Origin of the sequence: Angelakisella massiliensis (genome assembly GCF_900104675.1) — a bacterium.
In the GTDB taxonomy this organism is placed as follows: domain Bacteria; phylum Bacillota; class Clostridia; order Oscillospirales; family Ruminococcaceae; genus Angelakisella; species Angelakisella massiliensis.
Genome location: NZ_LT629944.1, coordinates 619,722 through 637,677, shown reverse-complemented (window position 1 = coordinate 637,677; position 17,956 = coordinate 619,722). Strand labels below are relative to the sequence as shown.

The following is a 17,956-nucleotide window of genomic DNA, read 5'->3' as shown; positions in this document are numbered from 1 at the left end:
TTATGGCGGAACATCCGTCCAACGTCATCCTGTCGGTACAGGATCTGGACGTTAAATTCAACCTCAGAGGCCGGGTCCTCAATGCCATCCGGGGCGTCTCCCTGGACCTGTACGAAGGGGAAAGCCTGGCCATTGTAGGTGAATCCGGCTCCGGCAAGAGTGTGTTCACCAAGACCTTTATGGGGCTTTTGGACCAGAACGGCGTTATTGCCGGAGGCAAGATCCTTTATAATGGACAGGATCTGGCCAAGTATAAAAAAGAAAAGGATTGGCTGAAGATCCGCGGCCGGGAGATCGCCATGGTGCTCCAGGATCCCATGACCAGCCTGAATCCTTTGAAAACCATCGGCTATCAGATCGGCGAGGCCATCGCCATCCGCCACGGTCTCCGGGGCAAAGCCCTGAAGGAAAAGGTGCTGGAATGCCTGCGGGACGTGGGCATCACCGAGCCGGAGCGGCGGTATCATCAGTATCCCCACGAGTTTTCCGGCGGTATGCGCCAGCGGGTGGTCATTGCCATCGCCGTGGCCTGCGGACCCCGCATCCTCATCTGCGACGAGCCCACCACCGCCCTGGACGTCACCATTCAGGCCCAGATCCTCAAGCTGCTCAAGGAGCTGAAGGAGAAATATCACCTGACCACCATCTACATCACCCACGACCTGGGGGTGGTGGCCAATGTGGCCGACCGTATCGCCGTCATGTACGCCGGGGATATTGTGGAAATCGGCACCTGTGAGGAGGTCTTTTACGATCCCCGCCACCCCTACACCTGGGCGCTGCTGTCCAGCCTGCCCCAGCTGGGTGTCAAGGGCCAGGAGCTGTATTCCATCAAGGGCACCCCGCCCAATCTGTTCCAGGAGATCAAGGGGGATGCCTTCGCCCCCCGGAACCCCCACGCCCTCAAGGTGGACTTCAAGGCCCGGTCTCCTTATTTTGAGGTGAGCCCCACCCATAAGGCCCGCACCTGGCTGCTGGACCCCAGAGCTCCCAAGGTGGAGCCGCCGGAGCACATCAGCCAGCTGCGCAAGCAGGGAGGAGGTCTGAGCCATGACTGCTGAAAAGAAGGAAGTGCTGCTGTCGGTCCGGGACCTTCAGGTGGTATTCGGGGAACGGAAGAACCGCTTTGTGGCGGTGGACGGGGTCAGCTTCGACATCTACCGGGGGGAGACCTTCGGACTGGTGGGGGAGTCCGGCTCCGGCAAAACCACCATCGGCCGGGCCATCATCCGGATCAATCCCGTCACCAAGGGGGAAGTCCTTTACAAGGGGGAGCGGATCAGCGGCAAGATCTCCAGAGAGCTGGATAAAAAAATCACCCGGGAGATCCAGATGATCTTCCAGGACCCCATGGCCTCCCTCAACGAGCGGGCCAAGGTGGATTACATCATCTCCGAGGGCCTTTACAACATCGGTCACTTCTCCCCTGAGGAGCGGAAGCGCCGGGTGGAGCAGGCCCTGCTGGATGTGGGTCTGCTGCCGGAATTCGCCAGCCGTTTTCCCCATGAGTTTTCCGGCGGACAGCGGCAGCGGATCGGCATCGCCCGCTCCCTGATTATGGAGCCGGAATTCATCATCGCCGACGAGCCCATCTCCGCCCTGGACGTCTCCATCCGGGCCCAGGTCCTCAACCTGCTGGCGGAGCTTCAGCGGAAGCGGGGACTGACCTATCTGTTCATTGCCCACGATCTGTCGGTGATGCGCTTTATTACCGACCGTATCGCCGTTATCCATAAGGGCGTGATCGTGGAGCTGGCGGAAACAGAGCTGCTGTTCCGTCATCCCCTCCATCCCTACACCCAGGCCCTTCTCTCTGCCATCCCCCAGCCGGACCCCATTTCCGAGCGGAAAAAGGTTCTCAAGGTATACGACCCCTCCTGCCATCATTATGAGGAGGACCCGCCCTTCTGGGAGGAAGTGGAGCCGGGACACTTTGTTCTGGGCAATCATCAGGAGATGGAAGGCTACCGGGCCGCTGTGGCACAGGACTGACGTCCTGGCGGGACCTGAAAATTTGCTTGGGTACAGTTTGACACAAAGAAAAATCTCCCGGTTCATCCGCCGCAGCAAGAGATGACCGGAAGCGGCGGCACTGGCTTTTTTTGGAGGCCGGTGCCGTTTTTTCAGGGGAATGTTTTGAAACAGAATACCGGCAGCTGCTGGTTATTGTTGACGCCGCTGAAAGGAGCGGAAACGATGAAGAAAATGCTTTGCCTTGCTGTGGCTATCCTCTGCGGGGTACTGGCCTGCGGATGCGGGGAAGAAACCGTCCCAGCTTCTTCTCAGGCGGAAGCGTCCATTTCGGAGAGTTCTTCTGCTGAGGAAAGCGGGGCCTCTCCGGCCATGGAATCCAGCGCGCCAGAAGCCTCATCCTCCGGCGAAGAGGAGTTCTCTTCCCTGACAGGGGAGGACCTGGAGAGGATGCGGGAGTACGCCCTGGAGTTTGCCGGGTTTTATACCGAATCCTTTGCCTCGGTGGAGGAACTGGACCGGGAGGCCATTGGCCGCAACAGTCTGTTTCAGCTTTGCGCTTATCATGAGGATGAGTTTGAGACTGACGAGAGAGGATATCTGTTTGTCCCACGGCAGCGCCTTGTCTCCTATGTATGGGAGCATTACGGGATAGAAGATTATGAGTATCCCCTTTCCGATGACCCCCGGATGCTGCCCAGTTACAATGAGGAAAAGGACGCCTATCTGTTTATTGCCGCCGGAGAAGGATTTTGGGGAGATCTTTCCATTGTGGATGAAACGGTGGAGGGGCAAACCGCCGCTTACGGCATCCGGCTGGACAAATGGAATGTGGAAACCGGTCAGGTGATGGAGAGCCGGGAGCTGACCTATACCTTCCGAATCGTTGAGGGGAAGGACGGCACTGTTCTCCAGGCGGTTTCGGCCCTTTGACCATGATACAGGCGGAGAAAACGGCAGGCTCCTGTTTTGGAGAACCAGGATGCAAGGGCTCATCAGCCGTCTCTGCAGAAAAGAATTTCAGCTTATCATTGCGCAGCTTTCCGAAAACACCTTCCGGAGGCTGCGCCTTTTTTACCGCTGAGAAAAGCCATTTTTCCAATAAGACTGACAGCCCCCAAAGGATGTGGAAAGGGACTTTCCCTTTGGAGCGGATCATGGTATACTGATTCCTGTCCGGTTGTACCAGTCTGGTTCAGTCCGGCCATCTCCCAAAAAAGGAGCGTATGATGTTCATGAAGCATCTTCAAAAACTGGTGCCCATCGGAGTAATCCTTTTGGGCAATACCGCTTATGCCTTTGCTGTGGCGGCCTTTATTCTGCCCAATCACCTCATCACCGGAGGAACCACCGGCCTGGCACTCTTTTTTAACTACCTGGCGGGAGTTCCCGTTGCCGCCTTTGTAGGGGCGTTTAATGTACTGATGTTCCTGCTGGGCTTTTGGGTGCTGGGGAAGAATTTTGCCTTCACCACACTGCTCAGTACCTTTTATTACCCACTTATCCTGTCAGTGCTCCAGCAAATTCCCGGCATCACCCAGCTGACCCGGGCCCCCATGCTGGCAGTGCTTTATGCCGGAGGCCTCATTGGTGTCGGTATGGGTCTGGTCATTCGGGCGGGGGCATCCACCGGCGGCATGGATATCCCTCCGCTGGTGCTGCAAAAAAAGACAGGAATTCCGGTGTCTGTTTCTTTGTATGTCTTTGATTGTGTTATCCTGGTACTCCAGTTCTTCTTCTCCAATGGGGAGCAGGTGCTTTACGGTATTCTGGTGGTCATCATCTATACCTTTGTGCTGGACCGGGTGCTGCTGCTGGGCAAGAGCCAGACCCAGGTGCAGATCATCAGTCAGAAATACGAGGAGATCAACGACATGATCCAGACCCGGATGGACCGGGGCACCACCCTGCTGACAGCGGAAACAGGACACCTGCGGCAGCAGATTCCCGTGGTGATGACGGTGGTAGGAAACCGGGAGCTGCCCCGCCTGAGCGCCTGGGTCAACGAAATAGACCCCAAAGCCTTTCTGATCGTCAGCCGGGCCAACGAGGTCCGCGGCCGGGGCTTTACCATGGGTAAGGTCTACCGCTGAGAGGAAAGAGAGCTTGTACCCCCAGGGGGAGATATTCAGAGAAAAGAAAAAAGCGGCGCTTTTGCCGGACTGTGTGCCGGTGAAAACGCCGCTTATCTTTTTGACTACAAGGGGAGCAAAAGAAGAATAGGGATTATTTGACGGTGATCAACTCATATTCCCGGCTGCCCAGGCCGATTTCCTCACAGTGCTCCAGGCAGACCTTCCAATCGGTCTCGGGAGAGGTGTTGGTGAAATGGTCATGATGGTCCACAAAACCTTCCGCATGGATATGATCATCCAGCAGACTGCCGGGCATGGGGGGCATTTTGTTGCAGGCGTCGGCGCAGGCCTGATCCAGGGCCACAGGGTCGAAGCTGGCGAACATACCCACATCAGGGATGATAGGCACATCATTTTCCGCATGGCAGTCGCAGTAGGGGGAGACGTCGATGACCAGGCTGATATGGAACTGAGGACGGCCATCCACCACCGCTTTGGCGTATTCTGCCATTTTGCAGTTCAGTTCCGCGTTGGCGGAATAGTTCTCATTGTAGATGGCGTCGAAGTTGCAGGCCCCCAGGCAGCGGCCGCAGCCAACGCACTTGTTGTGGTCGATGGAAGCCTTCCGGTTCGCCCCGAAGGAGATGGCATCGTGGGCACAGTTCTTGGCGCAGACATGACATCCCCGGCACAGCTCCTCATTGACGGTAGGCTTGCCGGCGTTGTGCTGCTCCATCTTTCCTGCCCGGCTGCCGCAGCCCATGCCGATGTTCTTGATGGCGCCGCCGAAGCCGGTGGATTCATGGCCTTTGAAGTGATTGAGGCTGATAAAGACATCAGCGTCCATAATGGCCCGGCCAATTTTGGCCGCCTTGACATAGTTGCCGCCTGCCACAGGAACCGCCACATCGTCGGTACCCTTGAGACCGTCGGCAATGATCACCTGACATCCGGTGGAATAGGGGGTGAAACCATTTTCATAGGCCGCGTCAATGTGGTCCAGGGCGTTTTTCCGCCGTCCCACATAGAGGGTGTTGCAGTCGGTAAGGAAAGGTTTGCCTCCCAGGTCCTTGATGACGTCCGCCACCGCTTTGGCGTAGTTGGGCCGGAGATAGGAAAGGTTGCCCGGCTCACCGAAGTGGATTTTAATGGCGACCATTTTGTTTTCAAAATCAATCTGACCGATACCGGCGGCCCGAATGAGCTTTTTCAGTTTTCCCAGCAGGTCGGTTCCGGGCAGTGCCCGCAGGTCGGAGAAATAAACTTTGGATGACATGAAAAATCCTCCTTGTGGAAAAAATTGCTTATAAAACTTATTTTTTAATCTTAAATCAAGGAGCCTCAGCCGTCAAGAAGTTTTTCACAGCTCAATGATCTGTGTATCCTTCCGATAGAGGGTGCGATAGCCGAAATAAAGGGAGCCGAAGCAGGCCATACATACCACTGTACAGATGGAGATCATCATGGCGATCTGATAAAGGATGGCGGTGCCGGGCATGGTGCCGGACAGGATTTGTCCTGTCATCATGCCGGGCAGGGAGACGATCCCCATCCCCAGCATGGAGTTCATGGTGGGCAGCAGAGCGGTCTCCATAGCCTGACGGACAAAGGGCAGCAGGATCTTTTGGGGAGAAGCGCCGATGGACAGCAACGTGCCAATCTTCCTTTGCTGTCCCTCCAGGCTTTCCCGGAAGGTTTTGATGCCCAGGGAGACGCCATTCATGGTGTTGCCCATGATCATACCGCTGAGGGGAATGGCGTACTGGGGATTGAAAAAGCTTTCCCGCACCACCACGCAGATAAAAAACAACACCGCCAATAGCCCCGACAGAGCGATGGACAGGGCGATGACCAGCTGAAAGCGGCGATTGAGGCCCTTGTTTTTGGACAGTACCCGGAAGATGGCAAAGATGGTCATGGCTGCCAGGTAAGCCAGGGTAAACTGAGGATGGGGGTTTTCAAAAATAATCGTGAGGATGAACCCCGCAATCACCAGCTGCACCGACATCCGCAGGCTGGCTACGATGAGCAGTTTGGTCTGGTCGATCTGGCACTTTTTCATGATGGCCGCCGCCACCAACAGCAGCAGATATACCAGCACAAACTGCTGCAGCTGAATTTCCACAATACCACCGTTCATGGCTGCGCCCCCTTTTCCAGCAGAATGATCCGGTCCCCAAAGGCTTCCGCCAATTCCCGGCTGTGACTGACCGCTGCCAGTGTTTTTCCCTGGGCGGAGATGTATTCTTTGAGATTGGTCATCAGCTGCCGGGCAGTCTTTTCATCCAGAGCGGAGGTGGGCTCGTCCAGCAGCAGCACGTCAAAGCCGAAGGAGACGCAGATGGCCAGAAAAACCCGCTGCCGCTCTCCGCCGGAAAGGCGTCCGCAGGGAGTATCCAGGTCAAAATCCAGACAGCACAGGGAGAGAAAAGTGGACATGGTTTTCTCATCAATGGGGGCCTGTTCCCGCAGCTGATAATAAGCATTAAAATTATCCCGGATGCTTCCGTCAAAGAGATAGACGTCCTGGGAGGCCAGCAGCACCTTTTTCCGGTAGGACAGTACCTCCAGCTGCCTGATATTTTCTCCCCGGTAAAAAATTTCTCCCGCAGAGGGCAGAAGGGTGGCGTTAAAAAGCCGCAGCAAAGTGGATTTGCCGCAGCCGCTCTCCCCCAGGATAAAGGTAGCTTTATTTTCTTCAATAGAAAGATCGGGATACCGCAGCAGATCCAGAAAACCCAATCCCCGGGTCTGCAAAATATAATTACTCAAATACAACGCCTCCAGCGTGAAGAATCATTATGCTTTCTCCGTTTTCTCAGTATGATGAAGCACCAGCAGCGGCAGTTGGGGATGATTGAGAAACCGGGGACCGCCGCTGAGGCCCCGGCTGACATACATTTGCCTTTGACTGTTCCCATACAGTCCGCCGTCATATTGGGGGAAAAAGCACCGCTCCGGGGAGAGAAGCCCTCCCACCCCAGGCAGCCGCACCATTCCCCCGTGCACATGGCCGGAGAGGGTGAGATTTGCCCCCCAACGGCGGTAGGCGGAGAAAAAGAGGGGATTGTGGGCCAGCAGCAGATGAAAGACCCCTGGGTCGGCCTTGCCCAGCAGTTCATTTACATCCGCCGCCGTGAGGGTGACGTCCACGTTTTTGCCGTTGATATAATTGCGCTCGTACCGGGTGGAAAGAGCCAACCCCCACAGGGTCAGCCTGCCGTCCCCAAAGGCCAGTTCCTGCTTTTGATTGAGCAGAACCGTTACCCCCATAGCTTCCATCCCTTCATACAGCAGGGAACGGTTGGCGGAGCTGAGGCGCTGCTCATGATTGCCGGGGGCAAAGAAAACCGGCCACCGGCGGGACAGCTGCCCGCACAGGTCCCAGATCACCCCGAAATCATCCTCCACCCGGTCGATCATATCCCCCGTCATCACTACCAGCTGAGGATCCAGCCCACAGGCGGCCTCCAGCAGGCGGCGGTGGCTTTTTCCCCACATCCGGCAGTGGAGATCCGACAGGTGAAGTATCCGCAATCCTTCCAAAGCAGCGGGAAGCCCGTCACAGGCAAGATGAATGACCGGTGTTTCCAGCAGACAGTGGCTCAGCGACATTTCTCCCGCCAGAGCCGCCGCCCCTGCGGCGCCGGTCAATCCCAGCAGTCGAAGCACATTGTTCATAAGGTCACCCCAAACAAGCGCTGGAAGTTGCCTCCAAAGATCTTCACCCGCTGGGCTTCGGTAAGGGGCAGGCGGAGGAACCGCTCCAGCTCCTCTTCATGGTCCCACATGGGAAAGTCGGTGCCGAACAGAAAGCGATCCTCCCCAAGTTCTTCGATCAGTTCCATGGCCCGCTCCACAGGCAGGGTGAACAGGCTGCTGCTGGTGTCAAACCAGACATTGGGGCAGTCCTTGTACAGGTCACAGTCCTGCCAGCGGCTGTAGCCCCCGAAATGAGCGGCAATGCAGGTCAGCTCGGGAATTTCCCTGGCTACCCGTACCAAACGGGTGGGAGCGGAGTAATCGTACCGGTTGTCCCCGGTATGGAACAGCACCGGCAGACCTGCCCGGGCCAGCAGACGATACATATGGATCGCGGCGGGATCGTCAATGTTAAACTGCTGAAAATCGGGATGAAGCTTGATGCCGTGAAGCCCCAATTCCTTTACCCGCTGGATTTCCCCTTCAATATCCTCATAATCGGGATGAAGAGTGGCCAGTCCCACAAATTCCGGATGGGCAAGGCAGGCTTCATGGATAAAATCGTTGATGGAGGTTACCTGACCAGGACGGGTGGCAGTGCTGCATACCAGGTATTTCCGCACGCCGATACGGCTTCCGGAGGCCAGCAGCGCCTCGGGAGAACCCCGGTGACACATGGGGATATGATAAAAGCTTCCAATGGAAGCGACAGCCTTCTCGGCAATTTTGGACGGGAAAATGTGGGTATGAGCATCAGCAATGAGATAAGGCGCGGTCAACAGTGATTCCTCCTTGGAGGGGCAATGGTCCCCGGAAAATAGATAACTGAAAGCAAGCAGCAGCCGCCTCAGTTTAATACGGATTATTGTAGCACAAATCAAGGCGGGGGAAAAGGGACGAGGCGGCTTTGAAAGAAGATTTTTATAGGGATTTTCCTGATTTAAAACGAAAATCTGTGCCTGTTTTCGCAGCTGATGAAAAAAAGAGCAAAGAGGACAAATCCAAAAGGGGCAGATGGAAGAAACTGCTTTGTATTTCAGACGGATTGTGCTACAATATCCCCAGTGGAACGGAAGGAAGCAGGCGGAAGGAAGCCGCGCTGCGCCTGTCCCTTACAGGGGAGAAGCCTTCCAGGCTCCGATTTTTCCGTAAAGGGTGAAGAAGATGAAGATCAAGGATTTTGGCGTTGAGATGTGGATGAACCAATATGAAACCAGCTGCCGCTATAATTTGGCGGAGACCTGCGTGGCCTCTTTGACGGTGCAGGAGCTGCTGGAGATGACCGGCGACCCCCAGGGGGTTCAGGACCAGATTTTAAAGATGCGGCTGACTTATGGGGACATTGAGGGAAGCGACCGGCTGCGCAACGCCATTGCCAGCCTCTACCGCACCGCGAAAAAGGAAAATATCGCCATTACCCATGGGGCCATCGGCGCAAATGCCATTTTGATGCTTACCCTGGTGGAACCGGGGGACCATGTGATTTCGGTGCTGCCTACCTACCAACAGCTGTATTCCATCCCGGAATCCATCGGAGCAAAGGTGGATATCCTGCGTCTGCGCCCGGAAAACGGATATCTGCCGGACCTCCAGGAGCTGCGGAAGCTGGCGGAAGGCGGCGTGAAGCTGATTTGCATCAATAACCCCAACAACCCCACCGGTGCTGTGATGGATGAGGCTTATCTCCGTCAGATCGTGGATATCGCCCGGGAGCATGACGCCTGGCTGCTGTGCGACGAGGTATACCGGGGACTGGTCCATGAGGGAGAGCCCTTCACCGCTTCCGTGTTTGATCTGTATCCCAAAGCGGTATCCACCGGCAGCTTGTCCAAGACCTATTCCCTGGCGGGCCTGCGGATGGGTTGGGTAGCGGCTCCGGTGGAGCTGGTGGAGAAGATCGCCCACCAGCGGGATTACCATATCATCAGCTGCGGCATGATCAACGATCTGCTGGCAGCTCTGGCCCTGGAGAACCGGGACAAAATCGTGGAGCGAAACCTGGGCATCCTGCGGCGTAATAAGGAATTTCTCACCAAGTGGGTGGAGAATGAGCCCCACATCACCTGGATGATTCCCCAGGGTGGTACCACCGCTTTGCTGTGCTATGACATGGACCTGCCCTCAGAGGAATTCTGCCGCCGCCTCCAGGAGGAAACCGGCGTGATGCTGCTGCCGGGAGCGGTGATGGAGATGGAGCACACCCTTCGCATCGGCTACGGCAATACCCCGGAAATCATCGAAGCAGGTTTGGTGGAGATGGGCAAGTGGCTGCGCCAGTTCGACTGAACTGGAAACTCCATAAATTGAAATAATTCGACAAAATATTACTGAATGTATATTTGGGAGGGAGGGGAGCTTCTTTGAACGATTTGGATGTGATGAAACGGGCTAAAATGTATCTGGATCAGCTTTCCCAGGGGATAGACCCCATCACCGGCAGTTCCCTGTCCCGGGAGGACCCTTTGGGCGGGGAACGGCTGAAAAAATGCTTTGCCTACACTGCCGGAGTGTTGGAACGGGTCATCCGCAACGGCGGCGTGGTAAGCGGCGGTCACAGCGGTCCCGCACCCTTCGCCCTCACCCCGGAAGAAAAAGCGGCGGTGGTCCTCTTTCCGGAGCCGGTGAATATTTCCACTCTGGTCAGGAGCCTCAATGAGGCTTCGGCGGCGGTGACGGAAGGCCGGATGAAAAAGCTCTCCTACCAGCCCCTTCTCCGTTGGCTGCTCAGTCAGGGATACCTCAAGGACCAGGAGGGGGCCGCCGGCAAGAAAAACCGTCTGATCACCGCTCTGGGGGCCCAGCTGGGTCTGCGGCGGGAGGAGCGGACCAACCAGCAGGGGATTGCCTATTCCATCATTCTCTACAGCCACGCCGCCCAGCAGCTGCTGTTGGACCGGCTGGAAGAAATACTGGCGGAGGATTAAAAGGAAAAACGGTCCGCTGGAAAATCCGCTTTGTTTGTTCAGGAGCGGATTGGCTTGGGCATCATATATATATTGTTTGCAAGGAAGATAAAGGAGCGATCAAATGAAAGTATTTTGTGTTGTGGGCGTCCGCCGGTCCGGCAAGACCACCACGATTACCAGTCTCATTCAAGAGCTGCGCCGCCGGGGCTATTCGGTGGGAACGGTAAAGACCATCTTTTGTCCCACCTTCACCATTGAGGACGAAAGCAGCAATACCGCCCGCCACAGCCGGGCCGGAGCGGAACTGGTGACTGCCAAAGCCCGGAACCAGACGGCTATTATTACCCGCCGTGCCATGACCAATAATGAGATCCTGGCTCTCTACCATCAGGACTTTGTCATTCTGGAGGGGGACTATGTCGCTCCTGTGCCCCGGATCATCACCGCCCACAGAGAGGAAGAGGTGGCCGAGCGGAAGAACGACTACACCATCGCTGTCTCCGGCCGCATCGCTGGGGAGCGGAATGAGGTCCTGGGGCTGCCCGCCATCGACGCTACCCGTCAGGTGGAGCGCCTGGCGGACCTGGTGGAGGAGAAGGTTTTTGATCTGCTGCCCAACGTGACCCCGGAAAGCTGTGCCCAGTGCGGTCTTTCCTGTGGGGAGATGGCTCTGGCCATTCTGCGGGGAGAAAAGAAGCGGGAGGATTGCCCCTATACCGGGGAGAGCCAGGCCAAGCTGATGGCCCACGGGAAGCCCTTCCTGCTGCCGGAAGCCGCCGACCTTCATTCAGGGGCCGCCTGTCAGTGCGGCTGTCATAAGAATGAAAAGCAGATGGAGCGGAAAAACCGCTATGATCTGGAAGCTCCTGCTTCCCAGGGACTGACCGTTTCGTTGGGAGGCAAGGCTGTTCCCTTGACACCGGAGCAGCAGGAGAGCCTGCGTGCGGTGCTTTCCGGTATGGGATTGCAGCTGCCGGAGGAGGTCTGAACATGGCGAACAATCTCTTCCTCACCGGAGAAAAACAGGTGGGGAAGTCCACCCTTCTGGATGCTCTCATCAGGGAAACCGGCCTGCGGCATACCGGCTTTCGCACCATGCCCCTGCGGATTGATGGGGTGCTCAAAGGGCATTATTTCCATGGCTTTGTGCCCCTGCCTCCCTTTGTCAACGATTCTGTCACCACCATACGGGTGGCCCAACAGGGGGTCATCGGAGTGGAGGAAGTTTTTGAGACCCTGGGGGTCCGGGTCCTCACGGACAGCCTGGCCGCTGCCGAGCCCTTTATTCTGATGGATGAGCTGGGCCGCCAGGAGCTGAAGGCAAAGGAATTTTCCCGCCTGGTGGAAGCCTGCCTGGACAGCCCCAAGCGGGTCATCGGTGTGCTGCAAAAGAAGGATTCCCCCCTCCTGGACCGGATCAAAAACCGGGAGGATACCCTGGTGCTCACCGTCACCACCGAGAACCGGGACAGCCTGCTGCCGGAAATCCGCCGGGGCCTGGGACTGGAGTAAAGGCTGGAGGCTTGACAGGGCCGAAAGGGAAGACAGGGGATACGGCCAAAGGGACTCGTCTCTTTGGAAACCCATTATTGAGGCTAAAGCGATCTGGTTAGTCAAAGAAGGTGCCTGCCACTGTTTGGCAGGTACCTTTTAGTGTTAAGGGGAACGGGATGAAAGGATGGTTCCTACTCCTGTGCCGACAGAGGTAAAGCCGCCCGCTCGCCGCCGCAAAGTCCGCTGCCCTCGGAACGCCCAATTAAGGAATTGGGCATTCCTCACCCGCTCCCTTGCGGCGGCTCCTCCGAAAAAAGTCCCGCTCCCGTCCGGCTAAAGGCTTGCCTGTGCCCTTTAGGGTAACAAGCGCGCCTTTTTGACGCCGTCTGGTCGCTAGCAACTTTTTTCGGGCGGGGGAGATTAAAATTTAAAAGGGAATTTAGGCAGTGCCGCAAATGTGCGGCTTAAAGGCGGCGCAGCTTAGCTGCGCCGCCCCTAAAGAGAGCGAAACCGGCGGTTTGCAGGAGAGCGGTCCTGTTTGTTTACTTTCGTCTCAAGCTCCATCCGCCTGGGGCGGATTTGAATTCTACCTTATCCGCGCAACGGAATACCGGTTCCGCATCAAATAAAAACACCGTCGCCCGGAAAAAGTTGCTAGCGCAGCGGAGGCGTCGGGAGGGCGTTTACTACCCTAAAGGGCACAGGCAACCGAGCAGCCGAAGCAAGCGTGACTTTTCCCGGAAGAGCCGACACAAGGGAGCGGGCGGATAGCCTCCGTCCAGGGGGCTGGAGCATAGCGGACTTTGTGTCGGCGAGGGCGGCAGCGGAATTCCGGTATTAGCAAGGCGGCGGTGTCTGTACTTCCTGCCGTGGGTAGGAGCGAGGGTATGCCGCCCCCGTGTGTCAGGCGGCAAAAAATGGACTACGGGGTGGAGCAGACCCCTTGGGCCATTTTTCCGAGCGTACCAGGCGGGACAGCAAGAGCAGCCGTTCTTTTTTCCTTATAAAATGGAAATAACCAGCGCCCGGGAAAAGTTGCTAGCGCAGCGGAGGCGTCGGGAGGGCGTTTACAACCGAGCAGCCGAAGCAAGTGGGACTTTTTCCGGAGGAGCCGACACAAGGGAGCGGGCGGATAGCCCCCGTCCAGGGGGCTGGAGCATAGCGGACTTTGTGTCGGCGAAGCGGAACGCTGGTGAATTTTGCTTCCTTTGTTTCATTACAAAGGAAGTGCCCGCCCGGCATGAGGGCTGCAGACTAACGATACCACAAAAAGTATGCCTCCCCGGCTGTGCCGGGTTCGCAATCTTTCACTTCGTTTTTCAAAAGAAACAAGAATGGAGTGGTGTTTTGAAGCGGTTTTCCCAGTATACCGAGAAAATCCTGCAACCGAAACAGAACCCCATGATTTCAATTTTGAAATCATGGGGTTTTGTCTATATATTGGATTACATCTGAAATGTTGCATTGAAGGATTTTGCACAGGCTGTCCAGTGTGTTGGTGGAAACAGATTCTCCTGCTTTCAGCCTGCGGATAGTGGAACTGCTGATGTTATGCTCTCCACCTTTATATTGGAGGGTGTAGGTGGTGGCGCCTTTCTCTTTCATAGTTTTCCATAGCGGTTCATATGAAATCAAAATGCTCCACCTTCCTATTTATATCCTGATCTCTGAATGTGTCACTGGGTTCCAGTTTGTTTCCTGATGTCCTTTTATTCACCAACATCCAACCCCTCAAAAAAGTCATCATAACTGCACTGGTAAATCTTTCTCAGTTCAATCAGAACGCTGGCTCTGATATTCAACTCTCCTGATTCATACTTGGCGTAGGTGGTTCTTCCAATATCGCATCCTCGCCGCTGCAGTTGGGCGCAAAGCTTTTCCTGGGATAATCCACGATCACTTCTTAATTTTCGTAGATTGTCCCCTATCTTTCGATCTCGCCGAATCTTTTGTTCCATCCTTCCACCCCGTAGAGAAAACAACCTGGGTATACACTTTTAACGCTTATTGAATTTCTTGTTCCAGGTGATCAAACTCCGGTGTAGAGAAGAATTCGCCCAAGGTAATGCCGAGACCGTCACAAAGGATCTTGATGGTTAAGAGTTTTGGATTCTGGCTTCTGCCATACAGAATTGCCTTCAATGAAGATGGCGGCAGAGCAGACAAATTGGCCAGCTTATTAATCGTAATGTTGTGTTCCTGGCAGAGTTCCAAAATACGGTTTTTAACGGCTTCAATAGTCGTCATATTCATCACCCAATTGCATTTTAGGAAAAAACAGTGGCAATTATAGGCGATGTGTGATACTATATAGGCGATGTATCGCCTGCACCAGTTATCAAGTTGTACGCAGGGTCAACACTGTTTTCAAAAATAAAGCGCGTTTTTGATGTACAAACAGATCCCGCCTTACTTTCAGCAAGGGAAACTGGATGTAATAAAAAACCTCCGCACACGGCGAAGGCTTTAAGGTTCCAGATTTTCTTCATCGAACAAGGGCGAATCAAAAAATTCGTTGATTCCAATTCCAAGTCCCTGACACATTTCGTGAATAATCCGCAGTTTAATGGAATCGTAGGTGCAGTGGATGACGTTTCCGATGGTGGATTTGGGTACGCCGCTTTTGATATATAGCTGATATTGGGTCATACCCCGCTGCTGCAAAAGCTCCTGTAAACGTTTGCTCAATGCTTCATTGAGTTTCATGCCCCTCACCACCCTGGTTGCTGTTACCATTGAAGCAAAGTCATCTATACTTGGCCCTGGTGTAAGTCGAAGAGTTCCAAAATATGTTTAAGTGTCTGAACGCATTTGTGCCAAATCCTCTTCCGTGATTTTCCCATGTTCTTGCTCAAATTCTTCCACCAGCGAGCGCATCAAAAACAGTATTTGGCCACTGCCGCTTCGTCCATTGTATTTGGAAACATAATAGAATTTATCCAGCATTTCCCCATCCGCACGGATACTAACATGTCTTTGTTTGCCCATACTCATTACCCTTTTCACAATACACTCAAAATGCACTAAATATGAATTGAGTTTAGCTTAATATAATGGTATTATTTGAAATATGGACTGATTATTAGTGCATAAAATTTTTGGGGATGTGTTACGAATGAAAAATAAGGTTTGCACTTTTTTCGGCCACCGTGACTGCCCGGATTCTGTCAAACCCCAGCTGAGGAAAATGCTGGTGGAGCTGATTGAAACTCAGGAAGTGGATACCTTTTATGTGGGCAGCCAGGGAAAATTCGACTCCCTGGTGCTGTCAGTGCTGGAGCAGTTGAGCCAAAAATATCCCCACATCCGCTATGAGGTGGTGTTGGCCTATTTTCCCGTCCGCCGGAAAGAATCTCTTCTCCCGGATTTCTCCCATACGCTGCTGCCAGAGGGGATCGAAAAGGTGCCTCCGCGTGCTGCCATCAGCTGGCGCAATCAGTGAATGCTCCGCCAGGCGGATGTGGTGGTGACTTATGTCAACCATAACTGGGGCGGAGCGGCCCAGTTTGCCGCATTGGCACGGAAACAGGGAAAAATGGTGCGTCCCCTGGGGAAAATATAAAATCTGCCATCAGAACCAAAATTTCCCCATCCGCATTGAGCTGAATGCCACTGAAATTTCTTTTCCCCTCTTTTTCGCCATCCGGGCGGATTGTGTCTGGTAATTTTTCGGCGATGGTGTTATACTATACCCATATGACCGGACCCAGGCCCGGCGCAGTTCGCTTTTTAGGAGGATCACCTGTGGAGAAGAAAACTTTTTACATCACCACCCCTATTTATTATCCCTCGGACAACCTGCATATCGGACACAGCTATTGCACCGTGGCCACCGATACCATGGCCCGCTACAAGCGAATGACCGGTTATGACGTCATGTTCCTTACCGGCACCGACGAGCATGGTCAGAAGATCGAGGAGAAGGCCAAGGCCGCCGGTGTTACTCCCCAACAGTATGTGGATAAAGTGGTCGCCGGTATCCATGATCTGTGGAAACTGATGAACATCTCCAATGACCGGTTTATCCGTACCACCGATGATTATCATGTGGAATCGGTCAAGAAGATTTTCAAGGAGCTGTATGACCGGGGCGATATCTATAAGGGTACCTATAAGGGAAAATATTGCACCCCCTGCGAGACCTTCTGGACCGAGAGCCAGCTGAAGGACGGCAAATGTCCCGACTGCGGCCGGGAAGTGGTGGACGCTGAGGAGGAGGCTTACTTCTTCCGTCTGTCCAAGTATGCTGACCGGATCCTCCAGCTGTATGACGAGCATCCCGAGTTCCTCACACCTGCCTCCCGTGTCAATGAGATGAAAGCCTTCATCAACCAGGGCCTGGAGGATCTGTGTGTTTCCCGTACCTCCTTCAGCTGGGGTATCCCGGTGGAGTTTGATCCCAAGCATGTGGTATATGTCTGGGTGGACGCTCTGACCAACTACATCACCGCTCTGGGCTACGGCAATGAGAAGTACGACGATTACGAGAAATATTGGCCTGCCGACGTCCACTTTGTGGGTAAGGAGATCGTCCGTTTCCATGCCATTATCTGGCCCGCCATGCTCATGGCTCTGGATCTCCCCCTGCCCAAGCGGGTATATGGCCACGGCTGGCTGCTGCTGGAAGGCGGCAAGATGTCCAAGTCCAAGGGCAATGTGGTGGACCCTGTTGTCCTGTGCAACCGTTACGGTGTGGACGCCATCCGTTACTTCCTGCTGCGGGAGTTCCCCTTCGGTTCTGACGGCACCTTCTCCAATGAGGCCCTGATCTCCCGCATCAACGCCGACCTGGCCAATGACTTGGGCAACCTGGTCAGCCGTACCACCGCCATGGTGGGCAAATACTTCGGCGGCACCCTCCCTGCGGACCGGAAGGCCGAGCCTATGGACAAGGAGCTGGTGGAGCTGGCCGGCGGTCTCCGGGCCCGTTATGTGGAGCAGATGGAGGCATTTGCTTTCCAGAACGCTCTGATGGAGATTTTCAAGGTCATTTCCAGAGCCAATAAGTATATCGATGAGACCGCTCCCTGGGTGCTGGCCAAGGATGAGGCCAATAAGCCCCGTCTGGCTACTGTTCTGTATAATCTGCTGGAATGTGTCCGCCTTGCGGCTATTCTCCTCCAGCCCTTTATGCCCCAGTCGGCGGAAAAGATCCTGGATATGCTGGGCGCTGGCGAGGAGGAGCGGAGCTGGGAGAGCGCCGAGGAGTTCGGCGGCCTGAGAGCCACCGCCACTGTGGTCAAGGGCGAAAATCTCTTCCCCCGCATCGACGCGGCCAAGGAGCTGGCAGAGCTGGAAGCAGCGGAAAAGGCTGCCAGAGAGGCTGCCCAGCCCAAGGAGGAGAAGCCGGAAGTTTCTCCTGTGGCTCCTCAGATCACGCTGGATGGCTTTGATACTGTGGACCTGCGGGTGTGCAAGGTGGTGGAGTGCACCGCCGTACCCAAGGCTAAAAAACTGCTGCTGCTGAAGCTGGATGACGGTATGGGCGGACGTCAGATCGTCTCCAGCATCCATCCCTGGTATGAGCCGGAGCAGCTGACCGGCAAGAAGATCATCGTGATCGCCAACCTCAAGCCCGCCAAGTTCTGCGGCGTGGAATCCCAGGGAATGCTGCTGGCGGGAGATACCCCCGACGGCGGCTGCAAGGTGATCTTTGTGGATGACGCTGTGCCCGCCGGTACCCGTATTCACTGAGAGAGGCGCTTTTGCCGCAAACAGCCCTTTGACTGAAACACGCTGCGCCCCCGGCGGTAAAGCCGGGGGCGTTTTATCACAGTGCGCTGTGTCCCAAGTTCCCGGGCGGTGAGA

20 protein-coding genes are annotated in these 17,956 nt (G+C 55.1%); 10 read left to right on the top strand and 10 right to left on the bottom strand.

Annotated elements, in window-relative coordinates:
• Positions 1 to 2 precede the first annotated feature (2 nt).
• From BQ5383_RS03540 to BQ5383_RS03525, 4 genes are all read left to right on the top strand, one after another.
• Entirely contained in the window at positions 3 to 1,061 is a 1,059-nt protein-coding gene (locus BQ5383_RS03540; RefSeq protein WP_071429355.1) for an ABC transporter ATP-binding protein, read from the top strand.
• Positions 1,051 to 1,992, top strand: a complete 942-nt coding sequence (locus BQ5383_RS03535; RefSeq protein ID WP_071429354.1) for an ATP-binding cassette domain-containing protein — start codon at positions 1,051 to 1,053, stop codon at positions 1,990 to 1,992. The genes BQ5383_RS03540 and BQ5383_RS03535 overlap by 11 nt, the downstream gene beginning before the upstream one ends.
• Before the next feature lie 204 nt (positions 1,993 to 2,196).
• On the top strand, positions 2,197 to 2,904 hold the full coding sequence (locus BQ5383_RS03530) for a hypothetical protein (protein WP_071429353.1): 708 nt from the start codon (positions 2,197 to 2,199) through the stop codon (positions 2,902 to 2,904).
• A gap of 302 nt (positions 2,905 to 3,206) precedes the next feature.
• Positions 3,207 to 4,064 carry a YitT family protein gene (locus tag BQ5383_RS03525; protein WP_338061403.1) on the top strand — a complete coding sequence of 286 codons (858 nt, stop codon included), beginning with the start codon at positions 3,207 to 3,209 and terminating at the stop codon, positions 4,062 to 4,064.
• Between the two features lie 133 nt (positions 4,065 to 4,197).
• Here BQ5383_RS03525 and BQ5383_RS03520 read toward each other — a convergent pair whose 3' ends face one another.
• From BQ5383_RS03520 to BQ5383_RS03500, 5 genes are all read right to left on the bottom strand, one after another.
• Positions 4,198 to 5,322: a DUF362 domain-containing protein gene (locus BQ5383_RS03520; RefSeq protein WP_071429351.1), complete on the bottom strand. Its 1,125-nt coding sequence runs from the start codon at positions 5,320 to 5,322 to the stop codon at positions 4,198 to 4,200.
• Between the two features lie 84 nt (positions 5,323 to 5,406).
• Positions 5,407 to 6,186 carry an ABC transporter permease gene (locus BQ5383_RS03515; RefSeq protein WP_071429350.1) on the bottom strand — a complete coding sequence of 260 codons (780 nt, stop codon included), beginning with the start codon at positions 6,184 to 6,186 and terminating at the stop codon, positions 5,407 to 5,409.
• Positions 6,183 to 6,818, bottom strand: coding sequence for an ABC transporter ATP-binding protein (locus BQ5383_RS03510; protein ID WP_172724579.1), 636 nt, complete (start codon positions 6,816 to 6,818; stop codon positions 6,183 to 6,185). Before BQ5383_RS03510 ends, BQ5383_RS03515 begins: the two co-directional genes overlap by 4 nt.
• A 27-nt stretch (positions 6,819 to 6,845) precedes the next feature.
• On the bottom strand, positions 6,846 to 7,727 hold the full coding sequence (locus BQ5383_RS03505; protein WP_083389805.1) for a metallophosphoesterase: 882 nt from the start codon (positions 7,725 to 7,727) through the stop codon (positions 6,846 to 6,848).
• Positions 7,724 to 8,527 carry an amidohydrolase family protein gene (locus tag BQ5383_RS03500; RefSeq protein WP_235821928.1) on the bottom strand — a complete coding sequence of 268 codons (804 nt, stop codon included), beginning with the start codon at positions 8,525 to 8,527 and terminating at the stop codon, positions 7,724 to 7,726. The genes BQ5383_RS03505 and BQ5383_RS03500 overlap by 4 nt, the downstream gene beginning before the upstream one ends.
• 385 nt (positions 8,528 to 8,912) lie before the next feature.
• Here BQ5383_RS03500 and BQ5383_RS03490 point away from each other — a divergent pair, with 385 nt between their 5' ends.
• From BQ5383_RS03490 to BQ5383_RS03475, 4 genes are all read left to right on the top strand, one after another.
• Positions 8,913 to 10,034: an aminotransferase gene (locus BQ5383_RS03490; protein ID WP_071429348.1), complete on the top strand. Its 1,122-nt coding sequence runs from the start codon at positions 8,913 to 8,915 to the stop codon at positions 10,032 to 10,034.
• Positions 10,035 to 10,108: 74 nt separating this feature from the next.
• Positions 10,109 to 10,672, top strand: coding sequence for a hypothetical protein (locus tag BQ5383_RS03485; protein ID WP_071429347.1), 564 nt, complete (start codon positions 10,109 to 10,111; stop codon positions 10,670 to 10,672).
• Between the two features lie 103 nt (positions 10,673 to 10,775).
• On the top strand, positions 10,776 to 11,642 hold the full coding sequence (locus tag BQ5383_RS03480; protein ID WP_071429346.1) for a molybdopterin-guanine dinucleotide biosynthesis protein MobB: 867 nt from the start codon (positions 10,776 to 10,778) through the stop codon (positions 11,640 to 11,642).
• Positions 11,643 to 11,644: 2 nt separating this feature from the next.
• Complete coding sequence (locus tag BQ5383_RS03475) at positions 11,645 to 12,166, top strand: nucleoside-triphosphatase (RefSeq protein ID WP_071429345.1); 522 nt, start codon at positions 11,645 to 11,647, stop codon at positions 12,164 to 12,166.
• Between the two features lie 1,401 nt (positions 12,167 to 13,567).
• Here BQ5383_RS03475 and BQ5383_RS19910 read toward each other — a convergent pair.
• The 5 genes from BQ5383_RS19910 to BQ5383_RS03450 form a co-directional block, all read right to left on the bottom strand.
• Positions 13,568 to 13,753, bottom strand: coding sequence for a helix-turn-helix domain-containing protein (locus tag BQ5383_RS19910; RefSeq protein ID WP_338061402.1), 186 nt, complete (start codon positions 13,751 to 13,753; stop codon positions 13,568 to 13,570).
• Between the two features lie 104 nt (positions 13,754 to 13,857).
• The gene (locus BQ5383_RS03465; protein WP_071429343.1) at positions 13,858 to 14,106 is read right to left on the bottom strand and encodes a helix-turn-helix domain-containing protein; all 249 of its coding nucleotides are present in this window, start codon (positions 14,104 to 14,106) and stop codon (positions 13,858 to 13,860) included.
• A gap of 46 nt (positions 14,107 to 14,152) precedes the next feature.
• A complete protein-coding gene (locus BQ5383_RS03460) occupies positions 14,153 to 14,395 on the bottom strand; it encodes a helix-turn-helix domain-containing protein (RefSeq protein WP_071429955.1) in 243 nt (80 codons plus the stop codon).
• A gap of 219 nt (positions 14,396 to 14,614) precedes the next feature.
• Positions 14,615 to 14,854 carry a helix-turn-helix domain-containing protein gene (locus BQ5383_RS03455; protein WP_071429342.1) on the bottom strand — a complete coding sequence of 80 codons (240 nt, stop codon included), beginning with the start codon at positions 14,852 to 14,854 and terminating at the stop codon, positions 14,615 to 14,617.
• 87 nt (positions 14,855 to 14,941) lie between these two features.
• Positions 14,942 to 15,136 carry a hypothetical protein gene (locus BQ5383_RS03450; protein ID WP_083389804.1) on the bottom strand — a complete coding sequence of 65 codons (195 nt, stop codon included), beginning with the start codon at positions 15,134 to 15,136 and terminating at the stop codon, positions 14,942 to 14,944.
• A 127-nt stretch (positions 15,137 to 15,263) separates the two neighbouring features.
• Here BQ5383_RS03450 and BQ5383_RS03445 point away from each other — a divergent pair, with 127 nt between their 5' ends.
• Positions 15,264 to 15,590: a hypothetical protein gene (locus BQ5383_RS03445; RefSeq protein WP_083389803.1), complete on the top strand. Its 327-nt coding sequence runs from the start codon at positions 15,264 to 15,266 to the stop codon at positions 15,588 to 15,590.
• Between the two features lie 302 nt (positions 15,591 to 15,892).
• Positions 15,893 to 17,842 carry a methionine--tRNA ligase gene (metG, locus tag BQ5383_RS03440; protein ID WP_071429340.1) on the top strand — a complete coding sequence of 650 codons (1,950 nt, stop codon included), beginning with the start codon at positions 15,893 to 15,895 and terminating at the stop codon, positions 17,840 to 17,842.
• The last annotated feature ends 114 nt before the right edge of the window (positions 17,843 to 17,956 follow it).